Source organism: Bradyrhizobium sp. USDA 336 (genome assembly GCF_044908355.1).
GTDB classification, from domain to species: domain Bacteria; phylum Pseudomonadota; class Alphaproteobacteria; order Rhizobiales; family Xanthobacteraceae; genus Bradyrhizobium; species Bradyrhizobium yuanmingense.
In genome coordinates, this window is record NZ_JBIYDC010000002.1 from 7,248,154 (window position 1) to 7,274,018 (window position 25,865).

Annotated in this window: 22 protein-coding genes; 3 read left to right on the forward strand and 19 right to left on the reverse strand. The window is 58.0% G+C overall.

Going from position 1 to position 25,865, the window contains the following annotated elements; all coding sequences use genetic code 11:
• The first annotated feature begins 30 nt into the window (after window positions 1-30).
• On the forward strand, window positions 31-327 hold the full coding sequence (locus ABIA45_RS34980; RefSeq protein WP_036014950.1) for a ferredoxin family protein: 297 nt from the start codon (window positions 31-33) through the stop codon (window positions 325-327).
• 239 nt (window positions 328-566) lie between these two features.
• On the opposite strand, the gene ABIA45_RS34985 is transcribed toward ABIA45_RS34980, so the two are convergent.
• The 17 genes from ABIA45_RS34985 to ABIA45_RS35065 all read right to left on the reverse strand — a co-directional run bounded on the left by ABIA45_RS34985 (window position 567) and on the right by ABIA45_RS35065 (window position 19,735).
• Window positions 567-1,109 carry a carboxymuconolactone decarboxylase family protein gene (locus ABIA45_RS34985; RefSeq protein WP_036014866.1) on the reverse strand — a complete coding sequence of 181 codons (543 nt, stop codon included), beginning with the start codon at window positions 1,107-1,109 and terminating at the stop codon, window positions 567-569.
• 6 nt (window positions 1,110-1,115) lie between these two features.
• The gene (locus ABIA45_RS34990) at window positions 1,116-1,670 is read right to left on the reverse strand and encodes a peroxiredoxin (protein ID WP_370157568.1); all 555 of its coding nucleotides are present in this window, start codon (window positions 1,668-1,670) and stop codon (window positions 1,116-1,118) included.
• 1,029 nt (window positions 1,671-2,699) lie between these two features.
• Window positions 2,700-3,899: a molybdenum ABC transporter ATP-binding protein gene (gene modC, locus ABIA45_RS34995; protein ID WP_370157569.1), complete on the reverse strand. Its 1,200-nt coding sequence runs from the start codon at window positions 3,897-3,899 to the stop codon at window positions 2,700-2,702.
• Between the two features lie 2,001 nt (window positions 3,900-5,900).
• Entirely contained in the window at window positions 5,901-6,200 is a 300-nt protein-coding gene (locus ABIA45_RS35000; RefSeq protein ID WP_240538225.1) for a hypothetical protein, read from the reverse strand.
• Window positions 6,201-6,517: 317 nt separating this feature from the next.
• Entirely contained in the window at window positions 6,518-6,970 is a 453-nt protein-coding gene (locus ABIA45_RS35005; protein WP_157784102.1) for a hypothetical protein, read from the reverse strand.
• Between the two features lie 576 nt (window positions 6,971-7,546).
• The gene (locus ABIA45_RS35010; RefSeq protein ID WP_036014859.1) at window positions 7,547-8,266 is read right to left on the reverse strand and encodes a hypothetical protein; all 720 of its coding nucleotides are present in this window, start codon (window positions 8,264-8,266) and stop codon (window positions 7,547-7,549) included.
• A gap of 59 nt (window positions 8,267-8,325) precedes the next feature.
• Window positions 8,326-9,075: a hypothetical protein gene (locus ABIA45_RS35015; RefSeq protein WP_036014946.1), complete on the reverse strand. Its 750-nt coding sequence runs from the start codon at window positions 9,073-9,075 to the stop codon at window positions 8,326-8,328.
• A gap of 1,065 nt (window positions 9,076-10,140) precedes the next feature.
• A complete protein-coding gene (locus ABIA45_RS35020; protein WP_063710694.1) occupies window positions 10,141-11,514 on the reverse strand; it encodes a pitrilysin family protein in 1,374 nt (457 codons plus the stop codon).
• A gap of 44 nt (window positions 11,515-11,558) precedes the next feature.
• Window positions 11,559-13,007, reverse strand: coding sequence for a M16 family metallopeptidase (locus ABIA45_RS35025; RefSeq protein WP_404655061.1), 1,449 nt, complete (start codon window positions 13,005-13,007; stop codon window positions 11,559-11,561).
• A gap of 456 nt (window positions 13,008-13,463) precedes the next feature.
• The gene (locus tag ABIA45_RS35030) at window positions 13,464-14,336 is read right to left on the reverse strand and encodes an Effector protein NopP (protein ID WP_240538224.1); all 873 of its coding nucleotides are present in this window, start codon (window positions 14,334-14,336) and stop codon (window positions 13,464-13,466) included.
• Window positions 14,337-14,455: 119 nt separating this feature from the next.
• Window positions 14,456-14,959, reverse strand: coding sequence for a tetratricopeptide repeat protein (locus ABIA45_RS35035; RefSeq protein ID WP_240538223.1), 504 nt, complete (start codon window positions 14,957-14,959; stop codon window positions 14,456-14,458).
• A gap of 117 nt (window positions 14,960-15,076) precedes the next feature.
• Window positions 15,077-17,173 (reverse strand): type III secretion system export apparatus subunit SctV, encoded by a 2,097-nt coding sequence (gene sctV / locus ABIA45_RS35040; protein WP_404655063.1) that lies wholly within the window; start codon window positions 17,171-17,173, stop codon window positions 15,077-15,079.
• Window positions 17,174-17,182: 9 nt separating this feature from the next.
• Window positions 17,183-17,611 carry a M48 family metallopeptidase gene (locus ABIA45_RS35045; protein ID WP_036014851.1) on the reverse strand — a complete coding sequence of 143 codons (429 nt, stop codon included), beginning with the start codon at window positions 17,609-17,611 and terminating at the stop codon, window positions 17,183-17,185.
• A gap of 2 nt (window positions 17,612-17,613) precedes the next feature.
• Complete coding sequence (locus tag ABIA45_RS35050; RefSeq protein WP_036014850.1) at window positions 17,614-18,150, reverse strand: hypothetical protein; 537 nt, start codon at window positions 18,148-18,150, stop codon at window positions 17,614-17,616.
• Window positions 18,151-18,183: 33 nt separating this feature from the next.
• Entirely contained in the window at window positions 18,184-19,077 is an 894-nt protein-coding gene (locus tag ABIA45_RS35055) for a hypothetical protein (protein ID WP_036014848.1), read from the reverse strand.
• 115 nt (window positions 19,078-19,192) lie between these two features.
• Entirely contained in the window at window positions 19,193-19,384 is a 192-nt protein-coding gene (locus tag ABIA45_RS35060; RefSeq protein WP_036014847.1) for a hypothetical protein, read from the reverse strand.
• A 42-nt stretch (window positions 19,385-19,426) separates the two neighbouring features.
• Window positions 19,427-19,735 carry a hypothetical protein gene (locus ABIA45_RS35065; RefSeq protein WP_036014846.1) on the reverse strand — a complete coding sequence of 103 codons (309 nt, stop codon included), beginning with the start codon at window positions 19,733-19,735 and terminating at the stop codon, window positions 19,427-19,429.
• A 922-nt stretch (window positions 19,736-20,657) separates the two neighbouring features.
• Between ABIA45_RS35065 and ABIA45_RS35070 the strand changes: the two genes are divergently transcribed.
• Entirely contained in the window at window positions 20,658-22,103 is a 1,446-nt protein-coding gene (locus tag ABIA45_RS35070; protein ID WP_036014844.1) for a DUF1521 domain-containing protein, read from the forward strand.
• Between the two features lie 662 nt (window positions 22,104-22,765).
• Here ABIA45_RS35070 and ABIA45_RS35075 read toward each other — a convergent pair.
• On the reverse strand, window positions 22,766-23,191 hold the full coding sequence (locus tag ABIA45_RS35075) for a hypothetical protein (protein WP_225114932.1): 426 nt from the start codon (window positions 23,189-23,191) through the stop codon (window positions 22,766-22,768).
• A gap of 1,144 nt (window positions 23,192-24,335) precedes the next feature.
• On the opposite strand from ABIA45_RS35075, the gene ABIA45_RS35080 reads away from it, so the two are divergent.
• Entirely contained in the window at window positions 24,336-24,572 is a 237-nt protein-coding gene (locus tag ABIA45_RS35080) for a hypothetical protein (protein ID WP_162131187.1), read from the forward strand.
• Between the two features lie 577 nt (window positions 24,573-25,149).
• On the opposite strand, the gene ABIA45_RS35085 is transcribed toward ABIA45_RS35080, so the two are convergent.
• On the reverse strand, window positions 25,150-25,845 hold the full coding sequence (locus tag ABIA45_RS35085) for a nodulation protein NolW (RefSeq protein WP_193374998.1): 696 nt from the start codon (window positions 25,843-25,845) through the stop codon (window positions 25,150-25,152).
• Window positions 25,846-25,865 lie beyond the last annotated feature (20 nt).

Consider the following 25,865-nt stretch of genomic DNA (forward strand, 5'->3'; position numbering starts at 1 on the left):
GTGTGAAGTCCAACAATGGAAGGCCAAAGCATGAGTTCCGAACCCGCGGTGCGCGTCGAAGACAAGCTGTATTACAACCGCTATCTTGTCGACGTCGGAAACCCTCACGTCAAGGTCCGTGCGCACACAACGCCATCGCCGCAGCTACTTTCACTTTTGAAAGTCTGCCCCGCGCGGTGCTATGAGCTCAACGACGGCGGCCAGGTCGAGGTAGCGGTTGACGGCTGCATCGAGTGCGGTACCTGTCGCGTTATCGCTGAGCCGACCGGCGACATCCAATGGAGCCATCCGCGCGGCGGGTATGGTGTGCTGTTCAAGTTTGGGTGATGGTGAACGAAAGGCCGTCGGGCGACCGAGGCGAGGCGTGGGAACTCATCCTATCCGTGGCGCATTGCGTGTCATCTGCGGGACGGCGGGAATTCGACCACGACGCTCTTAATGAGGACGCCGCGCAACATGACTTGCCGACGTGACCCGCCGTGCAGCTCGTGCGGGAGCCGCAAAGGCCTCGTTGTGGTGCCACTGCGTGGCGCCCCAACTGCGTCGATCGAATGGCAGAGTAGAGATCAGCCTCTCGCCTGAGCGGGGGCGGACCCAGCGGCCTCGATAGCGACCGCCACTGACTGCGTGATCGCAGCAAAACGCACAGCGGTGTGTATCGCTCTGGAATCAACGCCCGCGGCCCTCAGTGTCTTCTCATGGGCATCAATGCAGACACCGCAACCATTTATGACGGAGACAGCAAGCGACCACAGCTCGAAATCTGTCTTGTCCACCCCGTGATTGCCGATCACGTCCATACGTAGCCGTGGCGGCATCGTCTTGTATTCGGGGTCGGAAACGAGGTGAGCGAAGCGGTAGTAGACGTTGTTCATTGCCTCCACAGTGGCGGCGGCTTTCGCTGCGGCGATCTCTACAGAGGTCATCACGGCGGACGCCGCGCATTCCAGCGCGGCCACCAGGGCTGCATTGCGGGTGGCAGCCGCACTCGCCAGCAGCAGCCCGTATTTTCTCTGCAGCGAAAACGTCTCGTCGGTCACCACGGAGATCAAGTTAAGCCGGACATCCTTCGCGAAATCGGGAATCCTTATTTGTTCGATCCACGACATGCTGCCTCAAGCAACTTTCAAGGTTTCGCCGCCGATTTCGCGGTTGCAGGGACAGAGCTCGCCGGTTTGCAGCGCGTCCAGAACGCGGAGCGTGTCCTTAGGACTGCGCCCCACACTGAGATTGGTCGCGTAAACGTGCTGGATCGTGTTTTGGGGGTCAACAATGAAGGTGCAACGATAGGCGACCCCTTCGGGTGAACGCACGCCAAGACCATCGACGAGCGTTCCCTTTGTATCGGCAAACTGCCAGATTGGTAGATTGTGCAGGTCGACATGCGAACGCCGCCATGCAAGCTTGCAGAACTCGTTGTCAGTCGAACCACCCAGTACAACCGCATCCCGTTCAGCGAATTCTTCGGAAAGCCGGGCAAATTCCGCGATCTCTGTCGGGCAGACGAATGTAAAGTCCTTGGGGTAAAAGAAGATAATCTTCCATTTTTCCGGAAAGCTCGTTTCGGTCAGCGTCTCAAATGCACTCTGCCCTTCTTCTTCCTGCGCATGAAAACCGGGCTTCACGCCTGTGATGTCGAATGGCGGCAACTGACTTCCAATTCCGAGCATGCTGTCCTCACAAACTTGCTTTTGTAGATCGTGACCTCACGGGTGGAGCAAACTATATGCCACCCGTTCTTAGGTCTGGAATGGGCGCAACAAGACCAGCCCAGCGGCTTGGGTCCGGGCATGTTCGCGCGCTTGGTGCCTCGATCAGCACTAAGCTGACGGTCATCTGGAGCACCAATGCTCTTACAAGGCGTTGGGGCCAACCTGCAAAACACCGCCATACCCCAGCAGAGGAATGGCTACGATTGCGGTGCCTTTGAGCTCGACGGAACGCGCGCGCTGGTCAGGCAGGTGGCGGGAAGACGACAGACCTGAACCGTAGCAGTCTCGTCATCGACCGGCACGGCACCGCAAAGCCGGCTACGGGCTTGATGTCGGCTTGCGCTGTTTAGCGGGCGCAGCTGGTCGAACTGGGACGTCTCGCCATTGAAGGTCCACAATCGGCACGTTCGTAAGACATCAAGGTGGCGCAGGAGCGGACGCTAGAGCTAAGGCGGCTTCCGGAGATGGCGAAGATTCTGGTGGACGATTGCGGAGCCGACGTGCTCGGCAGCCCCACTGTCGCGTTCAGGTCGTCCGGTATCGTTGTAACCAAACACCGCAGCTCGGGTTGGGCCCGGCTGCGCGCCACGATCAAGGCAGCAGCCTGCCAAGTCCGCGGTGAGGCTCGCCCGTCGGCATCTCCCGCACGCTTCGCAATAAGGTCGATCTCCTCGCGATCAGCAAATTCGCCAAAGAACGAGAAACAGCTGGCCGGGCCGACGGCTGCGGCCTCGGCAAGCCCATTTATACCAAGACTAAAGGGCACCTGCTCCCGAGTGGTTGCGAAATCGAGATCTTTTCTCCCCTCGCAACATCGATTGCGAGTATAATGTGCGTGCCCATTTGCTGGCCTCGAGTGTCGCTGCACCTGTCGCCGATGCGTACGCATTGGCGCCCGACATCCTGAGCCACATCGGCCAGTAGCCTATTCGTCTTTTGGAAGGTAGAGAACTGCCCGGAACATTATTCGGATCGATCTCATGTAGATTATCGATCACGGCCGGGATCTTGTTGGTGTTTTTCTCGCATCGGGCATAGCTGTCGAAGATGCTCCTGCGAATGTGGTAGGCGTTGCAAGCAACCGCTCGGCAGCCCGAGCGGAGCGGCGCGCGCGACCTCCGCGAATACTTGCGCTCCATTGCTAAGCCGTAGCGCATCAAAGGAGCGGCGTGTGACGCGCGCCAAAAGCGGCACGCCAGATCGGCCGGCTTCAAGGGTCAGAACCAAGGTGACCTCAGCCTCGCCGTGCGGCAGAGAGGCTTTTATGCGTGCTGGAAAAACATTGAGGATAGAGCTTGCGCGCCGAGCTTCGCGCGCAATGCTGACGTCGTCGGCAGCGATGCGCAGCCGCAGCTGCGCGCCCGGTGTAAGCGGCACTCCAGGTATCAGAAAGCGCACAGCTTTGAGGCGGAGCATGATCAGCCCATAGCGCCCATCATACCCGCCGACCGTAGTATCAAGACAGACTGCCGCTTCGCCCCGCCTGGCAAGCGCCGCATCGCTCTGAATGACATTGAGCGGACCGGCCGTAGTTACGGCGCCATCCTTCATCATGACGAGATAATCGGCAAAACGCTCGATATCAGCGATGTCATGGCCGAAGTAAATCATCGGCAATGGAAGCGTTTGCCGCATGCGCTCGAGAAAGGGCAGGATCTCGCATTTGGCGGAGCGGTCGAGCCCAATGAGTGGATCGTCCAGCAAGAGTAGCCGAGGCTGGCCCAACAGCGCACGGCCAAGGGCGAGTCGCTGTCGCTCCGCTCCGGAAAGATCTGATGGCAAACGCTCGAGCAGTGGCGCCAAGGCGAGCAATTCGACCACACCATCAAAATCGATCAGTGTCTGTTCCGATTTGGACGCGTTGTATAAAAGGGTGTGTCGTACAGACAAATGAGAAGAGAGAATCGGTAGGCGAAATACATATGCGACGTGACGAAGATGAGTCGGTCGAAACGTAGTCTCATCCTGCCAAATCTCCCCATCAATCGCACAGAATCCATTCGGCAGGCGCTGGACGCCAGCGATGCAGCGCGCGAGTGTAGTTTTGCCGCACCCGGGCGGACCAAGAATCGCTGTGACGCCTTTGGCTGGTACGCTGAATTGCGTATCTAGCAAAATGCTTCCGAGAGAACCGTTGAAGGCAACTTCGATATAGCCCTTTTTGGCTTCTCTGATGAACCTTAGCATGTGCTGTATCTTCTCAGCTAAGTCAGGAGGCCAATGGCTGCAGTGGAGCTGATCGCCATGCTTCCGACGATCCACTCGACCCCGCGGCAGCACGGGCTTTTCTGCTCGCGTGAGGGCCTAGGGTAGGGGGCGGACTGCAGATTGGTATCAAGACCGGAGTCTTGTTGAGCAGCTTCGCGCCGCTAGGATTGTGGCAATCGGACGTTGCTCGCTGCACTTGCCATTGAGAGATAAGCGCCCTTCCAGCAGCGCAAGGTTGTCAGTCTGCTTGGCGGGCCGAGCGCATGTTCGAATAGCGCGGCTTGAGAGGCTTGGCGGTAAAGCTGTCCGATCACGCCAGAGCCGAATACTGGCTCGGGGCCAGAACTCGGCATTACGGATCCCACAGCTTCGCGAGCCGATTCGAAGTTTGCGTCCGTCGCCACAATGGTGGCCTTTGCACTCTCAGGCGCGAGTAGCATCAACGCTAGATCGATCATGATGAATCGAATTAACTTCATTGGAATCCTGGCTCCGCCGCGACCGCTTCCTTCGCGGCAGCTTGATCCTTACCCAGCAATCGGCGTGCCGTTTTAAGGAATACCTGGCCGGCTAGTGGCAAGGGAGGCTGTGCATCGGTCTCCACCCTGCGTCCTAAATCGCCGCATTGTAGGACCTTGGACGTTCGCGTCGCCAACCGCACATGCAGGAGCTATGACATGGCACCTGAGGGTGAAACCATGCCTCTCGCATTGGAGATGGTGCTTCGGCGAATGTGCGGCCGTAAAACGCGTCAGTGATACACAAGTCGCTGCCTCCGGCTGGCGCACCTTCCGATCTGCGCGAAGGAGAAGGTTGGCAGCCTCTCTTCGAAAAACGCGCTGATATGAGATGATATGCGCTGTCCGCGCGCTCAAAGTGCTTGAACCGCCCGTAACGTCAGGATGTAGGCATTGCGAAGCAAAACGCCATATTGGGAGCCCACATCGGCACACAAGCGCTAAACGGCCGATCTCTGTTTGATCCCGGTCCTCGCAATGCGTGTTGCGCCTAGCGGGACGATGATTCGGGGCGCCGTTATCATTGCGGCGCCCGGAACAGTGAGCCAGTGGCCGCCGAAGCGCTCGAATCCGGTAAGCAGATCAGCCTCGCGGGGCAAAGAAAAACAGTTGAGAGGTTTGGTGAATCAAGAGCGACGAATGGGCTGGACTTGCAATGCGCATCGCTATTCGGCCGTCCTCGCTGCGATCGCGATCGCAGCGACGTGGTGCACAGGATATGCTCGCGCGCGAGATCGTCGGGCCGATGAAGTCTTGGTGTGGTGCAAACCAGACGTGATCCGCTTCTGTGACCGCTTTACAGGCCGTAACGATGCTGATGTGGCCATGTTTTGTCTTACGGAAAACTTCAAAAGCTTACGCCGCGAATGCCGACGCATGATGCCTACCGCCGCCGCGGACAGAAACGACCGGTCGAGACAATCTCTCAACAGGCGTCCGGTAGGCCTTCATCGAGAGTGAGGCACGGCAGTTGCGAACTCGAACGATAGTGAGGTGTTCAGCCTGACGGGGCCCGGGGTTTGACCAGCTTGGTGGCTGCAAGTTGATCGGACTGAAGGATCAGCCTGCCGCGCGCAGCTCAACTATCTGAGGACTGATCCGTGGATCGATTGGCAGCAGTTGCGCTTCAAACAGCGCTGCAGCCATACGGCGACTTCGAGGCTTACGTGACGTTGCTATGGGTTCGCTGTAACGGGTCCGAACGACAACTGCGTAAGCTGAGGAGGGAATGGCCTGACATATGCAGGAATTCCGTACTGCTCGCCGGTCTATACCGTTGTGGTCGGCGACTAGGTGTTTTTGGGCAGGTAGGCTAAGCGGTAGTGATAGGCAGACGATTCGCCGGAATATTTGCGTTGGAGGTTTGTTTCATTGCAGTTTCCCTTAGATTCTCAGCTTGGAACTACCTTGGGCTGGACTGCCGGGCTCAAGGTAACAAAGTGAGCTAGGAAAACCTCTTTTGTTAGCCGCTGATCGACTTCTCGAGGCAACCGCTTGATGCCATTGCGGCGTTCTCGATGGGCGCTTCAGAGGAGTCGCTTCGCCCGATCGTGGTGCTCTTGAACGAATACACTTTAGAGCTCAGGGCTAAAGGGAAGGCCGTCGACACGAGTCGTTCAAAGGCAGAAAGCTGTTCATGCAGACGCTTCTCCACGAGCTCCCGCTCCGCGCCAGGCAGTCCAGTGCCAAGTAATCGACGGCAGCGCCAGATTTCGTTTCGCAACCATCTGATCTCACTTAATGTATCATCAATAGAAGTCATCACAGATATTCGTCCCCGGAGTATTAATCATGGCGATCGTCTGAGCGGCCGTTGCTTGGCTCCGCATTTCTGCCGAATAGTTCAGCCGAGGACTTACGACTTTCCGCCCGTTCGTCCCCGGAGGCGGCGAGCAAGATGTGTGCAACTCTTACCAATCAATATCACCCGACACCGCACGTGTGACAACAAATCGCGGCAGAGTTTCGCGGTTTCACGGCGCCCGGATCGTGTGTCGTGCACAATTTCAGCGCTCCACAAGCTTGGTTGGCCGACGAGCAGTTAAGTAGATCCGGCCTGCTATAGGCATTCACAATCACTTATTCGATAACTAATCTATGGGCGAGGTGGACCTTACCAACAACATGGGAAAGCCATGAGAACGATTGTGAGGAAGGCAAACCAGCCTGACTGCGATCCACGGCACGCGCCAGCCAATCAAAGAAGCGGACGCGGTTGCGATCGTGGTAATACAACCCGAAATGTCGATGGACGCAGTGTCGAGCCAATTGAGCATTCCACAGACGGTCATTGACATCGACATCCGCTGTGCACGCCTCAGAGGAGCGAGTGAATAGCTCGAATCCCGCGCTGCGCCAGGTTGTAGCGTTGTTGATGCGTAAAAGATAAAAGGCCCGCTTGGCAGGCGTTGACGTCCCATCGCAAGTGGACATCACGATGACGACCTGTTGATTTCCAGTTTTCCCGCCTGCGGGGGCGATGGCCAGGAAAGCCATTTCGATGTCGGCACGGGGCGCCTGACCAGCCATCATCAAGTACGATGCGGGCAATAGAATGTGTCTACCCAGCCTAGCCGCGCCTTTTCCAAGGAAAACGCTGGGTGAACGCCAGCGCGCGAGCGGCACGAGCGCTGCGGTGAGAGCTTGGTATGTCCTTTCGAACCAGCCTCACGAGGGCGCTAGGCGAAAGCGATCGCGCCAGCAACGTCGTTGAGTTCTCAACAGCGGTGGTCACGCGCGATAAGCAACTGCGCAATGTGGTCGCCAAAACGCTCGCGAGATCAAAGGCGCGGTCGTGCATCAGGTGCGCGGCAAATTCGACCTAAAGCTATGAGCGCCTCCCGAAGGAAGACCGCGTCGATCGGCCTAGCCCCTCACAAAGTCAAGGCTGTGACCGCTTCTTTCGAGGACGGGCTGTCTGGATCAGCCATTGGCGAATGAGCCGCCGTCAACTGCCCCTCGCGCTGTCTGTGCGGAGGATCGTAAGGATGGAGATCCAAGCGAACAGTCGTATACCGCAATTCATGCGTTCGCGTTGCGGACGTCATTGAAGTCAGCGGTCAACCACCACTCATAGGCCGGACGAATAGATGGTGTCAGAGCGAACTTTCAAGTGGCCCTTGTGCAACGTAGGCTATCGACATCCGTTCCCCGCCGACGATCGGACCTTCGCTGCGTCACACTCGAATCCAGATCGCGAAACAGGCTGTAATTCCGTCGGATCCATTGATGCAGCTCGGTGGACCAATCCTTCTCGTTGCGCAGATATCCAGTGAAGGAAAAGCTAAGCCGGTCTATATATCGTTTGAGGAACAGCGGAAGTGCGGGAATCCGAATCACCCGCTCGTGATCCATCGCTTCCGGTAATTCGCCGCGCAGCACGAATTCATTGTGGACGGTGACCAGCGACGCCGGCGGAATTCGCCGCCGCAGCATTTCATAACCGCGAAAGGAGATGCGGTCTGCGCCCGCGACGAAGAGGATGATAGGGGCGACATAGCAGCGCGCCGTCTCCTTCATGAAGCCTATCTCCTCGCACATCTTGAAGAATTCGTCGAAGGCGTGAAAGCCGAGGTCAATTACCTTGGGTACCCGATCGTGGATGATCAGAGGGTCCATCAGCTGCATCTTGCCGTAAGTGTCGATCACATCCGCGGTCTCCGTGATGTTGGGGAGGTAGTCGAGCAATGACGGCTCTTTCAAGTTCACATCGAACGATAGCGTTGCGCCGTTTTTCAGCAGCAAGAACTCGCTCATAGCCCGAGCGATGAGGGTTTTACCGACCTGCGGGCTAGGAGAGCAGATGATGTAGATGGGGGTCGCTAACATAGCCAGCAGATCAATTTCGTTCCGTACGTAGGCCCGACCGGAGCTCGCCGGATATGACGCTACTTTTCGCCGGCCCGGGTAGCGGACTTGGCCCCCGCCAATTCCGTCAAGTTGATGCGATCGAATTCGCTCCAGACATTTGCCAGCCAGTGCCGGACATAGCCGCGCAGCACGAAGGAGTTGTGCGCGGGTTCATCGTTCCGTCCCTTGTTTGCCACGAAGTCTATGAATGGGACGGATGCGACTTCCACCTGCTCATAGGCCATCTCGTTGAGCTTCGGTATGGTCAGCTCAGTCGCATGTTTGATGCGGTGAAAATAGGAATTATAAGTCGCTTGATCCCACTGGAAGAATTGAGTGTCGTTGATGAAGTTCTTGACGAGGTAGTACTTTGCGCCGCTCATGAAAGTCGCGGTTTCCGCGATCTCGTCTAGCGAAGCGATGGATGATCCCAGGATGTGGAACACGGCAAATGTGATCTGGCCAGACCGTGCCGAGTCCAGAAAGCCGATGTCGCGCAAGGAAGCTAACGCAGAAGACAGTAGTCCTGCTCGAGCATCGATGACAGTGACGGATAGCCCTGAGTTCAAGGTATCGAAGATCTTCATCTGGTCCGCCGTCGTGGTCATGTCGACGATCTCAGTGATCTCGGGATAAAAGCGCTTCAGCGTTCCGCGGGGCGACTCTGTGTCGAATGCGCGTGTTTGCACGTTGTTGACGCTGAAGTAGTCCAGTAGCGTTCGTGATACGGTCGTCTTGCCGACTCCTCCCTTGTCCGCGCCGACCACAATTACAACTGGCTTCACCATAGAAACATCTCCTGAGACACTCGCTATTGCCGCGCGCAAAGTGCGCAATCGGCGCGTCTCTGCTTTGGGCGCGATCATGGCAGAAAGAAGGGGCAATGAACCTTCGATGCTGGAGCTCTGCAACTGATAAACGTTTTCAACATTAAGCGAGTGACGTGGTCCGATGATGCAGGCCTGAGAATGGAAGTAATCACTTGTATTGGTGATCTACGTGAGGTTTGTGGGCAGCTGGAATGCGCGGGCCAAGAATCAACTGTCCGCCTGTGGTGATCGTTGTGATGCCATAGGTTATCTATGGATGCTGTCGCTGCCGCTATCTACTTTTCATGAAGCGACGGAAACTAACGTAGCGTCAGATTGCGAAGCTCGATGAAAGCGCAAGTCAAGGCGATGCGACGCGGTGCGGCTATGGCTTGGCAGACCACAAAGCCCTGCTGGATTAGATGGTCGTCTCTTCGGCCGAGAGCGTAGCGGCTGGTTAATTCCTGAAAGATGACCCTGAACGACCGAGCTCTCACTCTCACTCTGGTGATGAATGTCGGGATATGGGAAGGCTGAAGCGCGTTGGTGACGCAATAGCAACCATGCATCGCTCTGCGGCGAGATTATCGGGCAACGGAGAACAAGATCGAAGCCGGAGCGGGGCGCCGGCGGACGGCGCAGCATCGGTGGGGAAGCGATATCGGACGTCCGAAAGAAGCGCGCGTCTGGTGGCCGGCACGGCGATCTTTGTCTTGGACACAGAGTTCGCCGAGCGACGTCCTATGGATCGAGAAGGACTTAGTGGAATGAACGATAGCCATGGCGGGTGCGTACTCTCGTTGGCCGTTTACTTGAAGCGGCAGACAGTGTACGCACCGGTTTTAAAGCGCCCACTTTGGCTAACCTGAAGATTCAACCCGGATTGTCGCCTTGTTTAAACTCGTTTGCGCAAAAAAGCGGCTTCGAGCGGCCGCATGGTAGCTGCCTAACGACGGAATATCTCGACGAGCTAAAGGCGGGTGCTAGATGCACTCTGCGCGCAAGAGCGATGCGCTTGCTAAGCGGCCGGCGCTGCTAGAAAGTTTAATTGCGCGGCGTTGTCGGCCCGGCGTCTAGCTGATCGGCGCCTGGCGGGGGTGTGGTCCCCGATGGCATAGTGGTGCGCTCCGCGGCGTCCTTCGAGGAGCGGCCGACGATAACGGTGAGCAGACCCTCGCCCCACAGCCGCTGCGCTGCTCTCTTGGCGTCTTCCAGCGTCACCGCATCGACCGCGGCATTCTGCTTTTCGAAATAGTCGATGGGCAGCTTGTCAAGCTGATTCTGCAGTAGCGTTCGCGCAAGCTTTGATGATGTGTTGAGAGCCACCTGTTGCGAGCCCTTCAGGTAGGACTTTGCGTCATCGAGTTCCTGCTGAGTAGGTCCTTTCTCGGCGATATGGCGGACCTGCTTCTCGATTTCTTCGACCGTTTCGCCGGCACGATTGGCGCAGGTCCCGCTGCTGCCGAGAAACATGGCTGAATGGTCCAACCAGACAAGGTGCTCACGGACGAAATAGGCCAGTCCGCGCTTCTCGCGGACTTCGCGGAACAGGCGGGACGTAAGGCCGGCGCCGCCGAGGATGTGGTTGACGATATAGGCGGCCATGAAATCCGGCTCGCTCCGACGGACGGCTGGACCCCCAAAAGTCACAACTGTCTGCGGCACATCGCACCGAATGAAGACCCGTTGCGGCGGCTTTGCTGCGATGACTTCGGCAACCGGCATCGCTTCTGCGTTGCTCGGCAGGCTGCCAAAGGTCTTGTCGAGCAGCTTGCAGACGACCGCTGGATCGACGTCGCCGACAACAGCGATTTTGAGCGTGTCTTTTGCGATCACGCGTCGGACATAACCCTTGAGATCCGCGACCTCGATCTTCGGCACGCTTTCCAGCGAGCCTTCGGCTGGGCGAGCATAAGGATGATCCCCAAACGCGACTTCGAGGAACTTGCGATGAGCCAGAGACGAAGGATCGGTCGAGGCGTGCCGAAGGCGCGCAAGTACACTAGCACGGGTCCGTTCGACGTCGGCCGAGTCGAAACGCGGCGAGGTTAGCGCCGTCCGTAAAAGCTCGAAGGCCTCGTCCGCGTTGTCGTGGAGCGTGCGCAAGGCACCGCGGAAGTGATCAGGGGTCACATGAAAACCCAACTCAATGGCACGACGGTCTAGCCGCTGATGAAAGGTCTTGAAGTCAAAGTCGCCGGAACCTTCCTTGAGCAGGCCAGACACCATGTGACCGACGCCAGGTTTTTGAGCGGGGTCCTGAGTCGCGCCGCCGGTGAAGGCATATTCCATCGTGATCAATGGGACGGTAGAATCCTGCACGAACCAGGCTTCTATACCGCAAGACGAAACTAGGCGCTTGATCCTGGGTCGGCCAAGTGACCCCGCGGCGGCAACCGAATTTGGCGAAGCGAGCATAGCGAGGGAGAGCGACGCTCCGCCGAGAAGGATCGGATAAATCACTAGGGCTTCTCCCAGTGTTGTGGAGTAGACTCTTTGATGAGATAGCCGGTCACCGCTCGTTTCTTGTCGAGCCATTTCCGCACGGCCTCGTGCACCTGCTGTGCACCGACAGCGCGGATGTCGTCCGGCCAGCGTTCAATATCCTCGATGCACAGTCCCGTCGTCAGGCCGCGGCCATACCGGTGCGCGAGCATTTCCTGACTGTCCTGGGCGTAGATGACTTGCGCAATCAGCCGCGTCTTCGCCCGCTGCAGATCTTCGGTGCTCACGGGATTACGGGCAATGTCGGCGATTACCTCGTCGATGGAGTGCTCGATCAGGCTGAGGTGGACGCCAGGTTTTGGTATGGCAAAAATCTCGAATCGCGAGGGGTCGAGTGCGGCAGATTGGTAGCTCGCTTTGGCAGTGACCGCGAGCTGCTTTTCGACGACAAGCGAGAGATGGAGATATGAGTTGACACCGCCGCCCATCAACTGCTCGAGCACCTCAAGCGCCGGACCCTCCCCCGCGGCCGCGGTGCGAGCCGGCGGTACGAGATAATAGCGGTGCAGGGCTGGCTGCTCGACGCGGGAATCGGCCAACGTCACTCTGCGCTGCGCGGCCGGCGTCGGCTCCTGCGGCCGCAGGCGTTGCAGGGGAATCGAGGGTTGCGCGGGGATGCCGCCAAAAGTCTCCTTCACCAGCGAGGGCATTTCCTTGGTGGTTACGTCGCCAGCGACAATCAGGATCGCGTTGTTGGGTGCATAGAAGCGCTTGTAGAAGGTAAGCGCGTCCTCGCGGGTAAGCTTTTCGATTTCCTGGCGCCATCCAATAATGGGGTGGCCGTAGGGGTGGTTGAGGTAAAGCGCCGCCATCATCTGCTCAGCAAGCCGGGCACCTGGTTGGTTGGCGACGCGCATATTGAATTCCTCCAGCACGACGTCGCGCTCGGACAGCACATCCTCGTCGTTGAGAATGAGACCAGTCATGCGGTCGGCTTCAAATTCCATCATCTTGCCGAGGTGCTCGCGAGGCACGTGCTGGAAGTAGCTGGTGAAGTCGAATCCGGTAAAGGCGTTCTGATAGCCGCCGGCGCGCAGCACGGCCTTGCGGAACTCATCCGCCGGATGTTTGGATGTGCCCTTGAACATCAGGTGTTCGAGGAAATGCGCAAGCCCCGATTTGCCAGGCGGTTCGTCCGCGGAACCGACCTTATACCAAATCATCTGTGTCACGACGGGTGTGCGATGATCCGGGATCACGACGACCTGCAGGCCGTTCTGGAGCGTGAAGCTTGCTGGTCGATCTGATTTGACCGTGCCGGCAGAGACGCTAGCCTCGTCAGGAAGGTATAAGCCAGTGCCATTCTCAGTTGTGCGCTCGACCGCCGGGGCGGTGCGCGTCGTCGACTCCGAGGCTTCAGCGGCGGTGCCTGCCGCCTTGCCGGTGACCGAAAGCCGGTTCTTCATGGCATCGCCTTTCGTTCCATAGTGGTCATTATGGTACAAAATCCGACATGGCGGGGAGCCGCGCCTCGTCTTGGCAAACAGTGGAGCAAAAACCGGACCAATCGCCGGACTCGCGTACGCAACGGCACAGAACAACGTTGCGCACAACGCGTCAGGAGAACTTCGCGTCCAATGGAGACTTCAGGTCAATCGAGCGCGATATGACGTCGGCACAACACCCGGCAGGCTCGCCATCACACATCTCGCTCTAGAAGATGAGTAGCTTGACAATATTTCTCATGGCCGCGAGCTGGGAGTCGGCGAGCAGCTCCTTGGAGTACACTGCGCCGAAGTAGTCCAGGACGAAGGTGCCAGAATAGCGTAGATTATCGGTCGAGCGGATTAGGTTATCCAGTGCGAGCCTGACCTCACCAAAGTCGATCTGGCCAATCGCTCTTCATGTGGTGCGTGTACGCTCTACATAAAGTCATAGTCATCATCATACGGATCGTTCGCGGGCTTTGCCACACTTTCGGTACACTTGGCATTGCTGCTATTGTCTTCAGTCGCGGCAAGATACAAAGGCGGTTTACCCGCTCGCTGCCATTTGCCTTCTTTGTTCTTCCATTTGTCCTCGTGCTTGGTGGGATCGAGCACCATCATCGAGTCACTTACCTCAAGAAAGCCCAACGCTGCTGCGCGGGCTTTCGCTTCCGGATTGGAAGAGTGGGAGAGAACGAGCGGTTCGTTACCGTCGATCTGGAGCTGATGTTCAAGCAAGATATCGCCCGCGTTATCGACGAGCGGATGGGTAACCCGGAAAGCTGTCGTTGAGGTCATTTGATCTCGCCCAGGAAATTGTTTGCGCCAATCATTGTTGCCCTTGAACAGCTCGCTCATGCGACCTCCGGGTTCCGTTCTGAGAAGCCCGACGCTCTTATTCCCGAGCTGATAGCTGAAAAATCGCGCTTTCTCCGAAATAGACTTGGTGCCGAAGCGAAACGCAGTGTCCGCTGTGCGTTGAGCCTTTTGAGACACCCAGCGAGAGTATCGCTGCGGATTAGCAGCAATATCCTCTATGTCTGCTCCATAAAAGTCCACCAGCTTCCTCTCGAATGAAGATCTTGAGATTTCAACGACCGGCGGCTCTTCAACCATCGCGTATGGCGGAACTGCCGGCGAACTTGCATCAGGAGAGGAGATCGATGGCGCCAAATTCAGAGTAGAGAATACATCCGAGAACCTTTGGCGATCCGTGTAGGAGGAAGAGTCATCGGTCGCGCTCGTTCTCATTTCATCGGGCTCGGAAGCACGTTCGCTACTAGATAGATTGACGGTGTGCTGAAACATAACACTTTCCATTTGTATCGACGGGGGCTGCGCCGGTTGAGGTTCCGCGTTCATAGTAAGCCGAGCTGTCGGCAAGCTGAGCATCACTTCGCTATTCCGCCCCGCTCTTTATCGCCACGCTATCTTGAACGAGCCAATGCGTTCCGGCCGCCCGCCTGCGGTGCTGGGCTGGCATCGCCGGCCTCCGTCTTGCGTTCAAGGGCGAGGGACAGTCCGAAATTGTTGCGCAGCATCGGGTTTGCGGGTTCCGCTGCGAGAGCTTGGCGGTATAGTTCTTGGGCCTCCTGATGGCGGCCCTCGTGATCGAGAACAACCGCTTTGGCATTCAATGCGCGCAGGTCGCCAGGGGCTGCCAGTAATACGCCGTCGAGCACCTCGAGCGCATCATTCGGACGGTTGGCTGCCAGCAGGGCTCGCGCAAGAGGAATCGCCGCATCGATGTTGTTCGGCTGTTGCTTCAATGCATCGCGCAGAGCCCCTTCATTAGGATCTCGGCCCAGCGCGTGCGAAATGCGCTCGCGCACCGCAGGGTCGATCTCTTCGCTGTGTGCGAGGTCAGATGTGGACGTCTGCTGCGGTGGAAGGCTATGTTTATCCCCGGCAGCGCAGCCAGCGAGCAGCACACTAGCCAGCATCGCAAGCAGAGCCGGCCGCGGCCCTGGACTGGCGCAGCACAAATACCGGCGGCGCCTGATTCTATTTGATCTCATAGGTTACTCACGAGGAAGCGCTGCCCATTCTTAGTTTGCAGCTGTGAGAAGCGAGGAAGGCGCCTTTGGAAGCTTGACGGATCCAATCGGTTGGACCGTGAAGTCGGCGGCGAGATCTTGATACGATAGAACAGGCAGGTCGATCCCGTTGCGCGTGAGAAAACCGCGTACGAAACGCCGGATATCCATCGACCCAAGGACGACAGGCTGGCTCTTACTTTGCGCGATGGTCGCATGGATCTGACGAAATTGTGCAAGCAGCTTTTCGCTCTGCCATTCATCCAAGACGAGGTATGGGCCGACGGCAGTTTCCCGTACTGCGCCGCGGATGATTTCCTCGCTCTCACGCTCGATGATAAAGGCGACCACGACGCGATGGGCGTTCGCATACCGAAAGCAGATTTGCCGCTTTAAGGTAGCACGAACGTATTCGGTGAGCAGGACGGCGTTTTGCTCGCGCTCGCTCCATTCTGCCAATGCCTCCAGGAGCAAGCGGGTATTGCGGATTGGAATGCCTTCATCGAGCAATCGGCGCAGGACCTCGGCGATCCGAGGGACGGTGGCCGTACGCAGCACCTCCTTCACCAGGTCAGGATATTCCTGCTCCATCCGGGCGAGCAATTGGCGGGTTTCCTGGATACCCACCAGGCGCTGTGCATAGCGTGTCAATGTGGAATGGAGACGTAAGGCAAGAACTTCGCTCAGCCGATGATATCCGATTCCGGCGGCCTTGAGGGCCGCTGCATGCCGTTCCTCGATCCAGACCCGATTCGTTTCCGGGTCTTGCTGAAAGGGGATGCCGCTCAACTCGATGTTGGCCACATCGTCGTTGAGCACCAGGTGCCCGGGATTGATCACATCGCGCTCAACTGGCACACTATCGACATCCACTCTGAATTGCGACGAGGACAAGCTCTCGCCGATCTGGGCCGGGATGCGCGGAATGGTGATGCCAAGGTCCGCCGAGACGAGCCTTGAAACACGCGAAATGCTCTCTTCCAGCTCGTCTTTGTCGATCGAATCCGTCAGGTTCGGTGCAAGGAACAACGCGATCGGAAGTGCTTCCGTATGTACGGGCTGCTTCTGGGCCGCTGCGGGAGCCGGCGCCGAAGCAGCGACGCTAGCTCCTATTTTAGCGGCAGGCTTGTCGCCTTTGGTGCCGACCTTGACGAAGCTTGCCGCAGCGAACAGGACGGCCAGCACGAAAAACGGGGGCAAAGGAAAGCCGGGAACGAGCCCCATGAATACCAAGACGCAGGCGGCTAGCCTAAGCGCCTGCGTACTTGCGGTAAGTTGGTGAACGATATCGGCGCCGAGTTTGAGCTTGGAGGGCCCGTTGACGCGCGTGACAATGGTCGCAGCGGTAATTGACAGCAGCAACGCCGGAATCTGCGAAATGAGCGCATCACCGATCGTCAAAAGCGTATATTGATGCAGCGCCTCATCGAGCGACATACCTTTTGAGAGAAGACCGATGCTGATTCCGCCCAGCATATTGATGCAGATCACGATTAGCCCGGCGATCGCGTCTCCCTTAACGAACTTCATGGCACCATCCATCGCGCCATGAAGTTGACTCTCTTGCTCCAAGGCGGCACGTCGGCGACGTGCTTCGTGCTGATCGATGTGGCTGTTGCGCAGTTCCGCATCGATCGCCATCTGTTTGCCTGGTAGCGCGTCAAGAGTGAAGCGCGCAGACACCTCTGCGACGCGTTCGGCACCCTTGGCAAGAACCATGAATTGCACCATGGTCACGATCAAGAATATGACGATTCCGACCGCGATATTCCCTGAAATGACGAAGTCGCCGAATGTGTTGTGAATGATGCTGCCGGCGTCGCCCTCGGCAAGGATCAGCCGCGTTGTTGCTATCGTTAGCGCCAGTCGGAATACGGTGGAGATCAGGATGACGCCCGGTAAGGACGAAAAATCAAGCGGTGTGGTGAGATAGAGGGCAACCATCAGCAGCAATATGGCAAACCCAAGATTGAAGCCGATCAGCATGTCGATCACGATGATTGGGATTGGCATGATCATCATGCCGATCGCCAGAAGCAGCATCAAGGCAACCATGAAATCCGGGTGGGCCGGAGCGCGCACGATGAAGTCACGCAAGACGTTGGCCATGATAGATCCCTATTGCTTTTTGATGAGGGCCCTGCCCGCGCGCAGTGACACATAGCGCTGGAAGACCTCGCGAGCCTCGGGCATGCGGCCAGCGTGACGCAGGGCGTGGCTGCGCAACAGGGTCATCGGTATGCGGGAAGAGGGTTGCGTATCGAGTGCGTCCAGCCGGTCCAACACGTGGAGTGCTTCGTCGCCAAGGCCCTCGGAGATTAGCGTGTAAGCTAGGATGCGGAGTAAACCGACGTCGTTGGAATGCTCGCGAGCTGCAATTCGCAACAGAGCCAGACTCTGTGCGCTCTGCCCGCACGCGAGATGTACATACGAGAGCGCACAAAGCAGGTCGCGCTCCGGCCCGGAGATCGACAGAATATCGCCGGATTTGGAGACTTCTGGCTGCAGGGGAGCGGGCACACGCTGCAATCCATCAGGATCGGCCATGGCTAGCCCTTGATTAAGCTGTTTTGATTTTGCCGGAGCATTAATAGCCGCTGTAGTTCCTGCTGCAGGATTGCCAAACATTCTCGCGCCGTTTTGTCATTCGGCGTCGCCTCCAACGTTCGCGTCAAGCGCTCCAGAAGAACACCATGCTTGTCGGCGCGCAGTACGTCCGGATGACGGAGGCGTGGAACGACGAAGGAGAGTAGTCCGCGGGACAGATTGGGACCATAGAGCGAAGCCAATACCGCGCGCGGATCTAGCTCATTTGCTCCTGCTTCGCTTTCGAATAGAGTGACGCGCTGGATGGCGCCGACGGAGTTGACCTCGAGCGCCGCTTCGCTCGCACCATCAATTGGCAGATCATGCGAAACCGCATCCCGCCACGACGCGCGCTTCGTGCCGCTATCCGCATGGACGCCTCCGACTTCGAGTTTATCACCTCGCGAGGGAGGCGAGCCGATGACCGGTGCGTGCTGGCCCGCATCTAATCCCTGCGATGAGGTGCCGGGCCCTACAGAGTGCTGGGGCAGCCTAGCCATCGCCTTCTCCTTCTTTCTTGCAGGGTAGAGACCTTAGTATGGCAAAGCGGCAGATCGGCCGTTGCGACTGAGCAGAACACGTCCATCCTCAATTCGATCAACGGTCCATCCATTACTTAAGAGCGCGCCGACGAAATACTTCTGTCCGGCAATAAGCAGATAAGGTTCGCTTCCGCGCCAGACGGCTTGGACAGCAATCGAAGACGGCATCTTCTCCTCTTTCACCGTGACAGCATTCACAAGGGTCGTGGTACCGTTGGTTTGACGATCGAACCATTGCTGGATTTCTTTCCATTTTGCGACGAGGTTCGGCGCAATTGTGCCTTCCGCGGTCACAACGCCGGGGCCGCGCCCGATCTTAACGTCAAGAAGGCCCGCTCGTTCGATTTCTTGCCGCAGCGATAGGGCCATTTCATCAGCAGCTCTCGGATCGAAATGATCGACGGTTGGCTTAGTGGCAATCTCGACGGCGCGCGACGACTGGGTACTTGGCACCACCGCTCTATCGCCGGGGGAGAGGATAATTGAGACGGTGCCGATCACGACAGAGCTGAGCAGAACAAGGCTGAGTGCGATGATCGAGCTGCGAGAGCGCTTGCTCGAAGCAAGTGGCTGGACATCCTCTGTCGACCAGCGGATGGACATCGCGCCAGCATGAATGACCGCGGGTAGGGGCACTCTGACGCTCTCACCTGAAGTGATGCTCGCGAGGCCGTCTATGCTGATATTGGCGGCGAGCGCCTCGACCTCGATCGAATCGCGCTGCGCGATGATCCGAAGGTGATGCGGTTCAAGCCCTTGTTCAACGAAGATCATGTCGGCATCGAGGCCGCTGCCAACAATGCTTTCGCCGCCCGCTGCCTTTCCCTTGAGCCCGGTATAGAGCCCCGAAAGCACCTCGAACTCGAGCGAAACAGAGTCGTTCACGATAACCTCCTGAATAACGAGAGAAGCCGTACGGCAGTGCCGTACGGCTCATCCAGATTTCGTCATTCACAGCGCGGCGACGGTAGCAACGCGGTGAGCCACCCGTCTTGCAGAACTACTGAACGCGCTCGTCGGCGACCTTCTTCTCGGACGAGAGTTCGGTCGTGATTCGACGCATTGCCACGGCCTGGGCCTGAACTTTCTGGCTAACACGCTCGAATTCAGCCATCTGGTTCTGGAAGCCCGTATCGCCCGTCGGCTGGGCACCAGCAGCGCCGCCATTTCCGCCAACATTGTCAACTGCCATGTCTACTTACCTTTCTGTTAGGATAACCTTGGTTCTGACTTGTTACGAGTTGTGGGCCGGCGAGATGATCGCAGGAATCGAAAGGAACATGGGCGTACCGCCGAGCGTGCTGAGCCCAAGGTTCAGCTCCGGGCTCTTGCTGAGAGTATCTGACTTGGGTTGTACCTCGCTCTTGTCGCCGGCGTCTTTGTTGTCTGCGGCCTTATAGTGGTTACCCTCGTCGGGCACCAAGGTGTGGACCACCTTGTCAAAGACCTTGTCCACGGTCCCGCCCAGTGCCGAACCAATGGCCGCTCCGGCAGGGCCGCCAAGGTATCCGCCGGCAGCGCTTCCGATCATTTCTCCGATCATCGCATTCTCCTATCCTCGTCTTGTTGCGCTCAATAGACGACTGCTCGCCTAGATTTCAGCGGCCTCATGCTAGGGGCGCTAGCTTTCGAAAAGCTGACGAGTCTCATGTTGAGGCGAGTGGATTGATCTTTTGCGGCAGCCTTGCATCTGCTCGCAATCACCGGCTCGCCCGGGCGTTCCCAGCCCCGCCTATAATCGGCTTGGGTCAAGGCCGGGTTGGATGGTGCTTAGCTGCGCGTTCAGGAATGAGTTTACCTTGCGGATCCTGCACAGGCGCGTGGCCTGCCGGATAGAGCGCGGAAGCGGGATAAGGTCATAGAGTTGTGCGGGTCTCAGTCCGCGCTTGACTCGCTTGGCTAACATGGGCGGCTTGCGAAAAGTCAGGTTCCGCGAAGATCCTAATGCCGGAGAGGCTGGTGCGCGCGCGTGCTCAACCGATGGATCGCTCCTCGCAGATGATGTGCACGACCGGCGGGAGCGCTGATTGCTCGGTGAGGATGGGATGACTCGTTGATAACCGCAGACGTGGCGTATCGCGAAGACATAGGGGCACATCTGGTACCAGACGATTCTTGCGGACAGGAGCGTTGAAGCTTGCGATACAGCTTAGCGAAGGATGCGTCTCGCACATGCGATCGATGTCAAAGTGCGTGCGGCTTCGCTCGCTCATCGTCGTCAGCTTTTCGACAGGTATTCGGGCTACAGTCTTTGTGAGTTAAATGCGCGTGATGTGATCGTGCGGTTACCGTGGTGCGGCGAGAGGAAGATCTCATTAGGGCTGGTGGTTCTGGCAAGAGAAGCAGTCGTTCGTTCGGATGAGCTAATGGTGCGTTCTCATGCAAATCGAAGCTGCGTACCTTGGTTGACTATGCGTAGCGCTCGCAGTTTTACAGATTTCGTCTATGCAACAGGAGTAAACTAAATGCCGTATCTTCCCGTGGCCGGTCTTCCGGTGGTGGGCGCGCCCGACTCGATGAATGGAGTGGTGCCAGAAGGCGCGGTTGTCACTCCCGCCTTCAACGCCTTGTTGGGACAGTATGCTCCGGCGAGCTACCAGTACCTACCGGTAGCCTCACCAGCCCTCGTCAGTTCGGTCGCCGTTCCCGTCGTCGTGACGCCAGCCGTCGTTACGACCCAAGCGTACATGATGGCGCCTCCTCCTCCCACCATGCTGATGAGCCAGCTGAATCAAAATTCTGAGCCTGCTGTGGATCCGGTGTGGACGCATGAGGTCAAGGATGGCAAGGCCACGATCAACCTTGGGGACAAGTACACGATTACGGCCGATGAAAAGGATGGCACCTGGACAGTTCGCAACAACCAGACTGGTCATGTCACGGTAATTCATGGTGATCCCCACGTTGATGCCGACGGAGACGGCAAAGATGACTTCGATTTCAAAAAGGATATGACGTTTCAGCTCGACGACGGCACGAAAGTTACTGTAAATAACGTCGACTACGGTAATGGTGAGGCCATCTCTTCAAAGCTTACCATTACGAACGGCCATAACGCGATGGTTGTCGAGGGGCTCGGCGACGACAAGGATGGCAAAAACAATCTAAGGGTGACGCAGTCCAATGCTGGTATGACGCTTGACGAGCTGACGTCCGATGGTGCCCAAACGATCCATGAGAGTGGCCAAGGCTGGGTCGATGGGGCCGGACGCGCGGTGAATCAGGCGAGCATCGATGCAGGCGAACAAGGGCGCGGGCCTGGTAACTACCAGTATGCAACCGCAGCGCCTGCCTCTACCGCCCCCGTCTTCTTCGTTCCTCCGCCGCCGCCGCCTCTTGCGATGGTGCCTGTTGCGGTCGCCCAGGCACCGACGCAGTCGTCTCAGCCGGCGCCAGTCTGGTCGCATGAGGTCAGGGGCAGCAGGGCCGAGATCAAGCTTGGTGATAAGTATTCGATGCTGGTGGACGAACGTGACGGAACGGTGCTCATTCGCAACAATCAAACGGGCAAGATCACAGCGATCCACGGCGACCCCCACGTCGATGCCGACGGTGACGGCAAGATCGATTTTGACTTCAAAAAGAACATGACCTTCCAGCTCGACGACGGCACGAAAATTACCATCGACACCGTTGATATCGGCAACGGCAAAACGATGGCCTCGAAGCTGACCATTACCAACGGCGACAATGCCATGGTCGTCGAAGGGCTTGGAGACCGCTTCGACGGTAAGAACAACCTTAAGGTGACGCAGTCAAATGCGGGCCGTACGCTTGATCAGCTGACTTCGGATGGAGCCCAGACGATTTATGAACAACCAGGCTCGGGCTGGGTCGATCGGTCTGGACGCCAGGTTAACCAGGCGATCATCGACAGCAATGAGAATCCAGGCACACCGTCGGACGCTTGAGTTGGCCGCAAGCCTGGCGAAGCGTTCTCAGCTTGTCGGGTAAGTCACTGAAGCGGGCGTTAGCGCCCGCTTTTCGTGTTCGGCGAGGCAGATGAAGATAGTAGGTGCGGCGGCGTATCGATCTGGATCGCCGCTCTCATCTCGCGATCGGGGCTGTCTAAGCTTGGGCGCCAATCGTACCGACAGACCAGCCATGACCTCACTGATCAGGTACCCGCAACATTTTTCGATGCTGGTCTCAGCGGTCCAGGAGCTGTGCTGGTATGCGCGCAGCGAGCGCCAAAGCTGCCGACTTTATGATCTCAGAGGGTCTCTCTGACGCCCAATTCCGCGGGCGGCTGCAGAACCGATCCAGGACAGCCAGCTGACGGAATTGATCATCAATGGGGAAGCGGTTGGTTCCGCTTGAAACCTGCTGACTGAAAAGCACTCGATGAATCCGCATCGAAGAGTGTGGCGTATGCCCGCCTAAGCTAGACGCTGCGGCGTCTTCCGAGAGTTCCCAGTGCGATCGGATTGCGACCGGCCGCACCGCCAACCTGGAGGATCACCTAAGACGCGTCTAGCGGCTGGTTTGCCAAGTCGGCTGCTTCGCCCGGTCGTTCTCGGTTCGGCTTGCCTTCCGAAGAGTCTTCCCTGTGCGCGTCTGATAATCCGGGCCTTCATCCATCATCTAGCTCGCTCATAGCGTCATCCATATCTGACTGGGAATCGCTTATGACCTGGGTGGCGACGGCAACCAGAGCCTTTTCGAAGGCTCGCTGCAACAATGCTGCGGGCGAGTTGTCGCCGCCGTTCGCGGCGTTGTCGGTGTTTGTGCCAGCTTCTGGCGCCGTTGCTGCGATATCGGCTGTGCCTGTGTCCATGTCATAAAACCCAGATAGCGGCGGCGCCGCGAGATGACCTATTCCCGCCGTTCTAGCAGGGACAGCTTGCAAGAAGCTGACGAAGAGTGAGGCTGGATTAATGCTGTGATTCCTGCGCTCAGTGATCTCGGGTGGCTCCGCGCCTTTGGAGTTTGATGCGCAAAGGACGGTGCCGGTTCGAATCATTCGGCCGCTGTTGTCTCCAGGAACATCGGCGCGCATCGGTCCGGCTCCAGGCGCGACTGAGGGCCAGTGGATCGGATGGGCATCTGCGCTCGGCTGCCGTAGAGAGCTGGCCTCTGTCTCACGATACGAGCTAAAAAGCTATCGACGGAGGTGCGCCTTGCCCGGCTTCTGAAACAGGCCATCGCGTGCAAGTGGCTGCTTTGGCCCGGCTGCAAAAAGGAGATGAGAGACCTTGGGGTGCCGAACAGAGTTTTCGCGGATCAATCCGTCGATCTCTGATGATCATGCTTTGGATGATCCGCGGGCATACGTCACTGAGAGCTGTTATCAGCAGGCCGTTACCGCCGGATGCTAGAGTCCTCGTTTTGCGAATGATCAATCGTTCGCCAAGGAACGGCGGACAAGCGGCAGAGCAAGCACTTCGATGTTGAAGGGGCTCAGGGGGTCGGTCATACCCTGACTCTCCTGATCCGGAACGCCCTTACCCTCATCTCGACGGCATGATCGTCTCGCGGTGCTCTTAAATCGCACCGTACTCGCGGGTCCGGCGCGCCAGACCTGATTTCGCAGCTAAATTGCGATGTTCTTCTCCGCGGGCCATTGTGTTCTCAGCGGACCATTGAGAACTGTTTCACGCATTCGGCTCGCGCGGTCTTTGATTTGGCCGCTACCCCTCGCGAGCTGGTCTGGCACTTAGGAGTGGCCGGAAAAGAGAAGGGTGGCCGCGAATACCCGCCGGCAAGCTCGCCTCTCACCAGGTGTCCTGCGATCTCTGAGTCTTTGTCGGCCCCGCGGAGATCGCCCTTCCGTTGCACGGCTGCAGCCGTTAGGGGATGGGCGGACCTTCCGCATCTAGAGGTTGGTCTTGCCCTGCCTCTTCAGGCCAAAGGGTCGGATCTAGCGAAGGTGTGAGACGAATGAAGTCCTCCTCTCTCCATTCGGCCGTATGAGGCACGCCGAGAATGGCGAAAACTGTTGTCGGGTTGTCTTTGCTTGGCTTCACTCCGCTGCGCTCCAGCATGTCCATCTGAGCGCCGGTGGCTGTTTGAGGCGTAAACACCCAATAGTCCTTGGCGAGATGTCCGTCCCACATACGGAACTCGGAAAGTTCTGGCGGAGCTGCGGAAGACCCAGGTTGGGCCGGTCCCGCCTGCAATGGCCGGGCATGGGAGGGGCCGGCGTGCGACGGCTCACCCTGAAAAGGGGCGGTGTGCGATGGTCCTGCATGCGATGGGCCCGCTTGTGGCTCACTGTGCCGTGGCTCGGCATCAGACGGGTCGACATCCAGATTCTGCCATATCAGATCTTGATCGAAGCCGGGATGTTCCTCGATCGCCTGAGCGATGGTCTGCGGCGAGAGATGCTGCCCGCGGTTTTCCGGCTCAGGCGCGGCGACAGCCGCAGGCGCGGCATTTAGATTATCCTGCCAACCCGAGTCTGGCGAATGGGGATGCGCTAAATCTTCGTAAGGCGGATACAGGTGTCCGGTATCAAAGTATGGAGAGTAGGGATGGCCCGCGTCCAGATAGAATAAGCCTCGCCCTGCAGCAGTGGATGGGCGACGCCCTGCGCCAAAGCGGGAGCCTGTGCGTCGCTGAGCTGCCGGTCGAATTCGGTTGCATCTGAAGCCGTCCGTGCTGCGTCGGGCTCCGGGCTCGTATTCGCCGGGGCGACTGCATTGAAATCCACCCTGTTCCTCCTTCCAACTGATGACGCGCATCGAGTTACGCGAAGCCTCGGCTAGCTCGGAAGCACACGTGCGGAGGCCCACATTGATTTTTAATACTCGCGCCGCCTGCAAAGACAGCACTACCTAATTTCCCTTGAGCGCCTGGTCTCTGATCCCTCTATCAGGGTTGCCCCAAGCAAGGCAGCCGTCCAGACCTCGCAGGCTCATGCTGGGGACCGTAGCTTTCGAAAAGCTGACGATCGGATGAATATAGGCGTACGCCGGACGGACCGACTTTGCTCGGCGCGGTTTTGCATCTTCGACCTCACTTCTGGCCTGGACCGGTTTCGCGCAAAGTGCCCTCATGGTGCGGCGTTTCGGGAGAACCTTCCGGCCGCCCGTCTCGCAAGACCGTGCTCGAGGAACCGCGAAACAACATCAAAACCGACTCGCGTTGTGGCCTCTCGGCTGCGACGGGGCCGCGCCGGGCCTGCGCTTCCGCCACAAGGCCTTTAAGGGTCTGGTCCACTAGCGCAACAAATCGGGGTGGGCCAGAAGCAAGGATGAGGCCCTCTCCCGGAGCCGGTTTCACGATATAGCGCTCATCCGAGATGTTGAGCGCGTGGAGGGCGGAGGTGAACGCATCGAAGCTGATCGGGTTCAATACGATGAGCCGGCTTTGCGCCTCGTGGGCGGCGGAGATGTAAAGGACGAGCCCGTCGTAATACCACTGAAGATTGTACAGGGCAGTCAAACGATCAAGGAATTCTCGTGGCGGCAGGTCCGGCATTCGTCCGCGAATCCGGCCCTTGACCTCGGCGCTGACATTGACCCTGATATTGAGATTGTTGCCGAACTCCTGCAGCGCCGCAGGAAGATCCTGATCGAGAACAGTGTAGCTATAAGGGGCGGACGGCAGCGAAAGGGATGCAGCAGACGAGCGCATTATCCCGATACAGACAAAAACGCCGGCACAAAGAATTCTTTTTAGAATATGTACGATCGTGGATCGCGCGAGCATTCCCGGACGCCTTCCGCTCA

Excerpts from the sequence above, each read along its gene's own strand:
- ABIA45_RS34980 (WP_036014950.1), top strand. The coding sequence starts at position 31 with ATGAGTTCCGAACCCGCGGTGCGCGTCGAAGACAAGCTGTATTACAAC.
- ABIA45_RS34985 (WP_036014866.1), bottom strand. The coding sequence starts at position 1,109 with ATGTCGTGGATCGAACAAATAAGGATTCCCGATTTCGCGAAGGATGTC.
- ABIA45_RS34990 (WP_370157568.1), bottom strand. The coding sequence starts at position 1,670 with ATGCTCGGAATTGGAAGTCAGTTGCCGCCATTCGACATCACAGGCGTG.
- modC (WP_370157569.1), bottom strand. The coding sequence starts at position 3,899 with ATGCTAAGGTTCATCAGAGAAGCCAAAAAGGGCTATATCGAAGTTGCC.
- ABIA45_RS35000 (WP_240538225.1), bottom strand. The coding sequence starts at position 6,200 with ATGACTTCTATTGATGATACATTAAGTGAGATCAGATGGTTGCGAAAC.
- ABIA45_RS35005 (WP_157784102.1), bottom strand. The coding sequence starts at position 6,970 with ATGATGGCTGGTCAGGCGCCCCGTGCCGACATCGAAATGGCTTTCCTG.
- ABIA45_RS35010 (WP_036014859.1), bottom strand. The coding sequence starts at position 8,266 with ATGTTAGCGACCCCCATCTACATCATCTGCTCTCCTAGCCCGCAGGTC.
- ABIA45_RS35015 (WP_036014946.1), bottom strand. The coding sequence starts at position 9,075 with ATGGTGAAGCCAGTTGTAATTGTGGTCGGCGCGGACAAGGGAGGAGTC.
- ABIA45_RS35020 (WP_063710694.1), bottom strand. The coding sequence starts at position 11,514 with ATGCTCGCTTCGCCAAATTCGGTTGCCGCCGCGGGGTCACTTGGCCGA.
- ABIA45_RS35025 (WP_404655061.1), bottom strand. The coding sequence starts at position 13,007 with ATGAAGAACCGGCTTTCGGTCACCGGCAAGGCGGCAGGCACCGCCGCT.
- ABIA45_RS35030 (WP_240538224.1), bottom strand. The coding sequence starts at position 14,336 with ATGTTTCAGCACACCGTCAATCTATCTAGTAGCGAACGTGCTTCCGAG.
- sctV (WP_404655063.1), bottom strand. The coding sequence starts at position 17,173 with ATGGCCAACGTCTTGCGTGACTTCATCGTGCGCGCTCCGGCCCACCCG.
- ABIA45_RS35045 (WP_036014851.1), bottom strand. The coding sequence starts at position 17,611 with ATGGCCGATCCTGATGGATTGCAGCGTGTGCCCGCTCCCCTGCAGCCA.
- ABIA45_RS35050 (WP_036014850.1), bottom strand. The coding sequence starts at position 18,150 with ATGGCTAGGCTGCCCCAGCACTCTGTAGGGCCCGGCACCTCATCGCAG.
- ABIA45_RS35060 (WP_036014847.1), bottom strand. The coding sequence starts at position 19,384 with ATGGCAGTTGACAATGTTGGCGGAAATGGCGGCGCTGCTGGTGCCCAG.
- ABIA45_RS35065 (WP_036014846.1), bottom strand. The coding sequence starts at position 19,735 with ATGATCGGAGAAATGATCGGAAGCGCTGCCGGCGGATACCTTGGCGGC.
- ABIA45_RS35070 (WP_036014844.1), top strand. The coding sequence starts at position 20,658 with ATGCCGTATCTTCCCGTGGCCGGTCTTCCGGTGGTGGGCGCGCCCGAC.
- ABIA45_RS35075 (WP_225114932.1), bottom strand. The coding sequence starts at position 23,191 with ATGCGCGCCGATGTTCCTGGAGACAACAGCGGCCGAATGATTCGAACC.
- ABIA45_RS35085 (WP_193374998.1), bottom strand. The coding sequence starts at position 25,845 with ATGCTCGCGCGATCCACGATCGTACATATTCTAAAAAGAATTCTTTGT.